At 67.6% G+C, this 7,994-nt stretch carries 8 protein-coding genes; 4 read left to right on the forward strand and 4 right to left on the reverse strand.

Going from position 1 to position 7,994, the window contains the following annotated elements; genetic code table 11:
• Positions 1 to 54: 54 nt before the first annotated feature.
• Complete coding sequence (locus tag NED98_RS22955) at positions 55 to 1,866, reverse strand: peptide MFS transporter (protein WP_265314671.1); 1,812 nt, start codon at positions 1,864 to 1,866, stop codon at positions 55 to 57.
• 229 nt (positions 1,867 to 2,095) lie between these two features.
• Here NED98_RS22955 and NED98_RS22960 point away from each other — a divergent pair, with 229 nt between their 5' ends.
• Together NED98_RS22960 and NED98_RS22965 are read left to right on the forward strand one after the other, a co-directional pair.
• The gene (locus tag NED98_RS22960) at positions 2,096 to 2,674 is read left to right on the forward strand and encodes a nitroreductase family protein (RefSeq protein WP_265272029.1); all 579 of its coding nucleotides are present in this window, start codon (positions 2,096 to 2,098) and stop codon (positions 2,672 to 2,674) included.
• Between the two features lie 37 nt (positions 2,675 to 2,711).
• Complete coding sequence (locus NED98_RS22965) at positions 2,712 to 3,062, forward strand: GntR family transcriptional regulator (RefSeq protein WP_179512600.1); 351 nt, start codon at positions 2,712 to 2,714, stop codon at positions 3,060 to 3,062.
• Positions 3,063 to 3,107: 45 nt separating this feature from the next.
• Here NED98_RS22965 and NED98_RS22970 read toward each other — a convergent pair whose 3' ends face one another.
• A complete protein-coding gene (locus NED98_RS22970; protein ID WP_265314673.1) occupies positions 3,108 to 3,863 on the reverse strand; it encodes an energy transducer TonB in 756 nt (251 codons plus the stop codon).
• Positions 3,864 to 3,967: 104 nt separating this feature from the next.
• Positions 3,968 to 5,662 (reverse strand): acyl-CoA dehydrogenase family protein, encoded by a 1,695-nt coding sequence (locus NED98_RS22975; protein ID WP_265314674.1) that lies wholly within the window; start codon positions 5,660 to 5,662, stop codon positions 3,968 to 3,970.
• A 37-nt stretch (positions 5,663 to 5,699) separates the two neighbouring features.
• On the opposite strand from NED98_RS22975, the gene NED98_RS22980 reads away from it, so the two are divergent.
• Positions 5,700 to 6,617, forward strand: a complete 918-nt coding sequence (locus NED98_RS22980; RefSeq protein WP_265314675.1) for an L-threonylcarbamoyladenylate synthase — start codon at positions 5,700 to 5,702, stop codon at positions 6,615 to 6,617.
• Positions 6,618 to 6,675: 58 nt separating this feature from the next.
• Positions 6,676 to 7,212: a GNAT family N-acetyltransferase gene (locus tag NED98_RS22985; protein ID WP_265314676.1), complete on the forward strand. Its 537-nt coding sequence runs from the start codon at positions 6,676 to 6,678 to the stop codon at positions 7,210 to 7,212.
• Positions 7,213 to 7,306: 94 nt separating this feature from the next.
• Here the strand turns inward: NED98_RS22985 and msrA are convergent, their stop codons facing one another.
• On the reverse strand, positions 7,307 to 7,849 hold the full coding sequence (gene msrA, locus NED98_RS22990; RefSeq protein WP_265314677.1) for a peptide-methionine (S)-S-oxide reductase MsrA: 543 nt from the start codon (positions 7,847 to 7,849) through the stop codon (positions 7,307 to 7,309).
• Positions 7,850 to 7,994: the final 145 nt, after the last annotated feature.

The raw sequence follows: 7,994 nt of genomic DNA on the forward strand, positions 1-7,994 counted from the left end.
GCATCCTCCACTCGTCGTCGTGCCGGGTCGAGCCCGGCACGACGAAAAGCGATTTTACTGCACGCCGTGCATCCACTTCTTGAGCGGCCAGGAGAGCAGGAACAGCACCACGCCCAGCCCGATCGCGACCAGTGCGATCGTCGTGAAGGTATGGGTATAGGTATCGAGGCTGACCTTGAGATTGGTCACCTGCCCGCCGACCGTCTCGACGCTGGCGAATTGCGCCACGACGCCCGCGACATATTGCGCGACCGAGATCGACAGGAACCACACCCCCATCATCAGCCCGACGACGCGCGCGATCGACAATTTGGTGATCATCGACAGCCCGACCGGAGAGATGCACAATTCGGCGGCCGAATGGATCACGTAGAGCCCGGCGAGCCACCACAGCCCGACCTTGTAATCCGGGCCGACGAAGGTCGATCCCCAGACGAGGAACAGAAATCCCGCCCCGACCCCCATCAGCGCGACCGAGAATTTGATCGGGATCGAGGGTTCCCACCCGCGCCGGGCGAGCCAGCCCCACAAGGCGCTCATCACCGGCGCGAGCAGGACGATCGACAGCGGGTTGAAATTCTGCGTTTGCGGCGCGGAAAGCGAGAACAGCCCGAACACGCTGCGATCGGTGTTGCGATCGGCGAACAGCGTAAGGCTCGATCCGGCCTGTTCGAACAGGGTCCAGAAGACGACGTTGAAGACGATCAGCACCATCGCGGCGAGCATCATCTCGCCTTCCTTGCGGCTCCCCTTGACGAACGACCAGACGAGGATCGCGGGGACCGAGACGATGAAGGTGCCGAACAGCAATTGGCCCATCAGCGGCAGCGTCGCGAGATAGCCGATGAAGCCGGCGCCGGGCGCGGCCTTTTCGGTCGTCATCAGATTCTGGAACAGGAAATAGAACAGCGGCACGGCGAGGATCGCGAGTACGTAGATGATCAGCGCCGGATCGCGCCCCTCGCGCTGCGGCGGGTTGCCATAAGCGTCGAGCCGCCCGCCGTGGAAGCTGATCATCGCATAGGAGATCAGCATCGCCACCCCGGCAAGCCCGAGCCCGGCGGGCCAGCCGATCGTATCGGCGAAGGCGGCGCAGAGGAACTGGCCGAGGATCGAGCCCGTGTTGATCCCCATGTAGAAGATCGTGAAGCCGGCGTCGCGCCGGCGGTCGCCCTGCTGGTAGAGTTCGCCGACCATCGTCGAGATGTTGGGCTTGAAGAAGCCGTTGCCGACCGAGACGAGCGACAGCGCGATCAGCAGCACCATCAGCATGAGCGGATTGTGCTCCGCCTGCTCGCTGAAATGGCCGACGGCGATACGATGCGCCTCCTGCCCGTTGGCGGCGAGCAGCGACAGGCTGCCGTCGCCATTGCCGCGCATTGTCAGCTTCTCGTCGCCGTAGATCAGATAGCGCGCCTCGTTGGGATCGCTGGTCGGCGCGTCGCGGAAATTCTCGACCACCACCTCATAGCGCTGGCCGTCGATCACCTGATAGGGTTTGGCCGGCGCTCCGCCGAAGGCGAGCGTGAAATAGCCCACCGCCATCATCAGCGCGCCGAAGCGCACCGCGCGTTTCGAGCCGAGATATTGGTCGGCGAGCAACCCTCCGACCAGGGGGGTGAGGTACACCAGCGCGGTATAGCCGCCGTAGAGCCCGGTCGAGGCGCGGTCGCCGAGCACGAAATGCTTGGTGAGATAGAGCGTCAGCAGCGCCCGCATCCCATAATAGCCGAACCGCTCCCACATCTCGGTGCCGAACAGCCAGAACAGCGGCCGGGGGTGGCCGAACCACGTTCGCTCCGCCGCCGGATTGATATGGGTGATGTCCGGCTCGCGCGGGCTGTCCGCGGTCGGGGTGTCCACCATTTGCGCCTGTCTTCCCTGAAATCTCGTTGCAACGGAAACTAGCGGCAAAGTGTCACGTGTAAATATGTGCGTGCGACCGCCTTGCCTCTTCCGTCATGCCGGGATCGGCCCGGCATCCAGAGCCAGAAAGACCATCGCGCGAGACTCTGGATGCCGGTCGAGCCCGGCATGACGACGCGGGCGGGAATCTGGGTTTCGCCGATGGGCGTTCCGTCCTAGGGCATCGGGCATGTTCAACGATCGTTCGACCCCGCTGTCGCTGCTCTCCTCCCGCCGCTCGGGCAAGCCGCGCGATCTCGTCGCGCCGGGGCCCGATGTCGCGGCGCTCGAGCAGATGTGCGCGATTGCGGCGCGCACCCCCGATCACGGGAAACTCGCGCCGTGGCGGTTCGTGATCGTCGCGCCGGAGGCGCGCGCGGCGCTGGCCAAGGTCATCACCGATGCCTTTCGCGCCGAACGACCCGAGGCGAGGCGGATCGAGATCGAGGCGCTGGAGCAATTCGCGCATCAGGCGCCGGCGCTGGTGGTGGTGCTGTCCTCGCCGCGGCCGGAGAGCCATATCCCCGTGTGGGAACAGGAATTGTCTGCCGGCGCGGCGTGCATGAACCTGCTCCATGCGGCGCACGCGATGGGTTTTGCCGGCGGATGGTTGACCGGCTGGGCGGCCTTTTCCGATCGGGTGCGCGACGCCTTCGGCGCGGCGCCGGAGCGGATCGCCGGCTTCGTGTTCATCGGCACGCCGGGCAAGCCGCTCGAGGAGCGTCCGCGTCCCGATACGGGAGCGGTGACAAGCCATTGGCACGGATAGGACTCGATTTCTGCCTCAGTTGCTGTATTAAGGCAGCATGACAGCGCTCAGCAACGAGGACAGCCCGGTTTACATCCGCCTTCGGGCGACGATCGCCTCGGGTATCCTGCGTGGCGATTATCGTGCGGGCGACCAGCTCCCCTCGGTGCGCGCGCTGGCCGCCGAGCATGGCGCCAACCCGCTGACCGTCGCCAAGGCCTATCAGAGCTTTCAGGACGACGGCTATGTCGAGGTGCGGCGCGGGGTCGGGATGTTCGTCCTCCCCGGCGCCTCGGAACGGCTGCGGATGGCCGAGCGCGACTCCTTCATGCAAAACCAATGGCCGCGGATTCGCGACCATATCGACCTGCTCGGGCTCGATCTCACCGATCTGATGGCGGGCGCGTAAGCGGCAGCGCCGCGTCAAGCGCGCCATCCCTTTTCTCAAAGTGCCTTATCGCTCGTCGCGCTCGTCCGGCGGGGCGAAGCGGTGCTCGTCGATCCATTCGTGCTGCTCGACGATCCACGCCCGCACTGGGCGGCCGCTGCCGTCGCGTGCGGGGGCGAAGCGGAAGCGTTGCTGGATCAGGCGGCAGGTGGTCTCGTCGAGCGCGGCGCTGCCGCTCGATCGGGTGACGTCGCATTGCTTCACCCGCCCGTCGACATCGACGAGATAGCGCACCGCGACCGTGCCGCTGATCCCGGCGCGGCCCGCCTCGGCGGGATAGTCCGAATCCTTGAGCCGCCCGCTGCGCCATTGCGGGCCGATGCCGTCGCCATGGCCTCCCCCGCCGCGGCCGTTGCCCACCCCGCCCGCGCCGGTGCCGGGGCCGGCGATATCGCTCGCGCCGGTCGTCGCCTGCGCGCCGGTATCGGGCTTGGGCGCGGTGACCACCACCGGCGGGACGGGAAGCGGGATGACCGGGGTCGGCGCGACGACCGGGGTCGCCTTGGAGCGCAAATTGGGGGGCGAGGGGCTGCCCTTGGCGGCGGTGCTGTGGCGCGGCGGTGGCGGCGGGATGCGTTCGGGCGAGGGCGGTGGTGGGGGCGGGGCGACGCCGAACACCGCCATGCTGCGCTCGACGACATGCGGCAGATGGACGGTGAGCCCGCTCAGCAACAGCCAGAACATCAGCGCCTGCACCCCGCCCGCGGCCAGCGCGGCGACGAGGCGAGAGCGGTTTTCCGGCGCGGCGATCGTCCAAGTCACCGTGCCATAACGCACGGAATGGATGAACGTCGCGTGAGTCGAGAGGTTTGGGTTGGCAGCCCGAAGTGGCCGTCACCGCGGCTCAGGGCTGGGGTAGCGGGAAACTAAAAAGCGTCGGCCGACAGCCGATAGAGCCCGCTCGCATCCGCCTCCGCCGCGGCGACCTGCCCCATTGCCTCGGGCAGCACCTGCGCGAGATAGAAAGCCGCGATCGCGCGGCGCGTCTCGCCCGGCGCATCGTCGGCGCTTTCGCGGGCGAGCCGCTCGACCAGCCAGCCGGTGGTGGCGATCGACAGCATGTTGAGGAACGGATAGCTCGCCGCGAGCCGGTCGTCGGCGTCGGCGGTCTGCAGCCGGCGCCCGACGCGCTCGCAGGCGTCGACCAACGCGATCAGCCCCGCATCCTGCGCCTCGGCGCGGATATCGGCGATCAGCGCGGCGAAGGCGGCGCCGTTCGACAGCGCGAGCTTGCGCCCGACCAGATCGGCGGCCTGGATGCCGTTGGTGCCCTCGTAAATCGGGGTGATCCGTGCCTCGCGGAAATATTGCGCCGCGCCGGTTTCCTCGATGAACCCCATCCCGCCGTGGATCTGCACCCCGAGGCTGGCGACCTCGTTGCCGAGATCGGTGGCGTGCGCCTTGGCGAGCGGCGTGACCATTTCGAGCCGGTCCTTCGCCGCCGCGTCGCCCAGCCCCGCGCGGTCGACCTGTCCCGCCGCATAATAGACCAGCGCGCGTGCCGCGAGCGTCTGCGCCTTCATCCGCATCAGCATCCGCCGCACGTCGGGATGCTCGATGATCGCGGTCGGCTGGCCGTCGCGGGTGCCCTGGATACGCTCGCGGGCATAATCGACCGCCTTTTGCGTCGCGGCCTCCGCCACCTGCACGCCCTGCAAGCCGACGTTGAGCCGGGCGTTGTTCATCATCGTGAACATCGCGCGCATCCCGCCGTGCTCGGCGCCGATCAGATGCCCGATACAATCGTCATTGTCGCCGAACGAGAGGACGCAGGTGGGCGAGGCGTGAAGCCCCATCTTATGCTCGATCGAAACGACGCGGACGTCGTTGAACGCGCCGGGATTGCCCTCGGCATCGAGCCGGAATTTGGGGACGAGGAACAAGGAGATGCCGCGCGTGCCCGCCGGGGCATCGGGGGTGCGGGCGAGGACGAGGTGGACGATATTGTCCGCCATGTCGTGATCGCCGAACGAGATGAAGATCTTGGTTCCCTTGATCGACCAGCTGCCGTCGCCGCGCGGGGTGGCCATCGATTTGAGCGCGCCGACATCGCTCCCGGCCTGCGGCTCGGTGAGGTTCATTGTCCCGGTCCATTCGCCGGTGGTGAGCCGCGGCAGATAGGCTGCCTGCTGCTCGGGCGAGCCGTGGTGGGTCAGCGCCTCGATCGCGCCGACCGTCAGGATCGGGCACAAGGCGAAGCCCATATTGGCGGTGCCGAGCGTCTCCAGCACCGCGGTCTGGATCGCGAAGGGCAGGCCCTGTCCGCCGAATGCCTCGGGCGCGCCGATCGTGCCCCAGCCACCCTCGACGAAGGCGCGATATGCTTCCGGGTAACCCGCTGGCATCACCACCCCTTCAGGAGTCCATTTCGCCCCGACCGTATCGCCGGCGCGGGCGAGCGGCGCCCATTCGCCGGCGGCGAACTGCCCCGCGCCCTCGAGCACCGCGTCGATCACATCGTCGGAGGCGGCGGCATAGCGCTCGGTCGCGGCAAGCTCGCCGAGGCGGACGACATGGTCGAGCGCGAAGCGCTGTTCGGCGGTCGGGGCGGTGAAGGGCATTTCTCTCTCCTTGCCCGGCCCGCTATAGCCACGCGGGATGAATGCTCAACACCCCGCTGTTAGAAAGTTCGGTACGGCCGCGATCGAAGAGGCTGCGCAGGAGATCGCGCGTGGCGGTATCGTCGCGGTGCCGACCGAGACGGTCTATGGCCTCGCCGCCGACGCGAGTGATTCGCGCGCCGTCGCGCGGATTTACGAAGCGAAAGGACGGCCAAGCTTCAACCCGCTGATCGTCCATGTCCCCGATCTCGCGGCGGCGGAGCGGATCGCGCGGTTCGACGATGCGGCGCGCGCGCTCGCGACGCGCTGGTGGCCGGGGCCGCTGACGTTGGTGCTGCCGTTGCGGCCCGACGCGGGCGTCGCCGCGCTGGTGACCGCCGGGCTGGAGACGATTGCATTGCGCGTTCCGGCGCATCGCGCGATGCGCGCATTGCTCGCGGCGACGGGCAAACCGCTCGCGGCGCCCTCGGCCAATGCCAGCAATCACATCAGCCCGACCCGCGCCGAGCATGTCGCGGCGAGCCTCGGCGCGCGGGTGCCGCTGATCATCGACGACGGCGCGTGCCCGGCGGGGCTCGAATCGACGATCGTGATGGAAGGGCGCATCCTGCGTCCCGGCCCGATCACCGCCGAGCAGCTCGGGCTGGCGCTGGCGACGAACGAGGGCAAGGTGGTCGCGCCGGGCCAGCTCGCAACGCATTATGCGCCGGGCAAGCCGATGCGGCTCGACGCGACATCGGCTGCGGCGGACGAGTGGCTGATCGGCTTCGGCGCCGTGGCGGGAGACGATATGCTCTCCGCCAGCGGTGATCCGGTCGAGGCGGCGGCGCGGCTGTTCGACGCACTTCACCGCGCCGATGCAAGCGATCGCGCGCGGATCGCGGTGGCGCCCGTGCCCGAAGCTGGGATCGGCGCGGCGATCAACGACCGGCTGCGCCGCGCGGCGCACCGTTGACTCTGACGCCGCCACCCCGGCTTAGGAGCGGGAAGGCATTGAAATTCGAGGAGGATCGATGAGTTTTGCCCTGCGTACCGCCACCGAGGAAGATCTGCCCGCGTTGCGCGAGCTGATGGCGTTGGCGATCGATACCTTGCAGCATGGTTTCCTGTCACCTGAACAGATCGTCGCGAGCCGCGCGGTGATGGGGCTCGACACCCAGCTCATCGCCGACCGTACCTATTTCATGGTCGAGGAAGAAGGCGCGCTCGCCGGTTGCGGCGGGTGGAGTCGGCGCGCGACGCTCTACGGCGGCGATCATAGCGTGTCGCTGCGCGAGCCGCGGCTGCTCGATCCGGCGACCGAGGCGGCGCGGGTGCGCGCGATGTACACCCATCCCAGTTTCGCGCGGCGCGGGGTGGGGCGGATGATCCTCGACCAGTGCGAGCGCGCCGCCGCCGCCGAAGGGTTCGACGCCGTGGAACTGATGGGGACGATGAGCGGGCAGCCGCTTTACGCAGCCGCCGGCTATCGTCCGATCGAGGAAGTCACCGATATGGTCGACGGCGTGCCGGTGCCGCTGGTGCGAATGCGCAAGGAGCTAATATTATAACCCCGTTCACCCTGAGCTTGTCGAAGGGCTGTCCTTCTTCCTTGCGAAGAAAAGGACAGGGCTTCGACAGGCTCAGCCCGAACGGGGAGGGGTGTTACGCGCCGGTCTCCGCCTTGGCCCGTGCCGCGAAGCTCTTGCGCAATTTCTGTAGCTTGGGTGGGATCACCGCCAGGCAATAGGGGTTGCGCTGGCCTTCGCCCTCCCAATAGTCCTGATGATAGTCCTCCGCCGGCCAGAATTCGTCGGCATATTCCATCGTGGTGACGATCGGCTTGTCGATGCCGGCCTGCGCGCGCGCGATCGCTTCATTGGCCTGCTCTTCCTGCATATTGTTGGTCGGGAAGATCGCCGAGCGATATTGCGTGCCGATGTCGTTGCCCTGGCGGTTGAGCTGGGTCGGATCGTGCGTCGCGAAGAAGATGTCGAGCAGGTCGCCGTAATTGAGCTGCGCGGGGTCGAAGCCGATGCGGATCGCCTCGGCGTGCCCGGTATCGCCACCGCATACCTGCTTGTAGGTCGGGTTGGCGATCGTGCCGCCGATATAGCCGCTCTCGACCGATTCGACCCCGATCACGTCCTTGAACACCGCTTCGGTACACCAGAAGCAGCCACCGGCGAGGATTGCATAGTCGGTCATCGAGGTCTCCTTTACGCGCAATGTAGGAAGCCGTTACTGTTTGATCCACTGGCGTGGATGCGGCACCGGCCCGCTCCCCCCACCCGGCCGCCCACGAAAGTATCCTTGACGGGCGGCCGGGTGGGGGAGCGGGCCGGGGGGCCGG

The sequence above is a fragment of the Sphingomonas lycopersici genome, assembly GCF_026130605.1.
GTDB lineage: Bacteria > Pseudomonadota > Alphaproteobacteria > Sphingomonadales > Sphingomonadaceae > Sphingomonas > Sphingomonas lycopersici.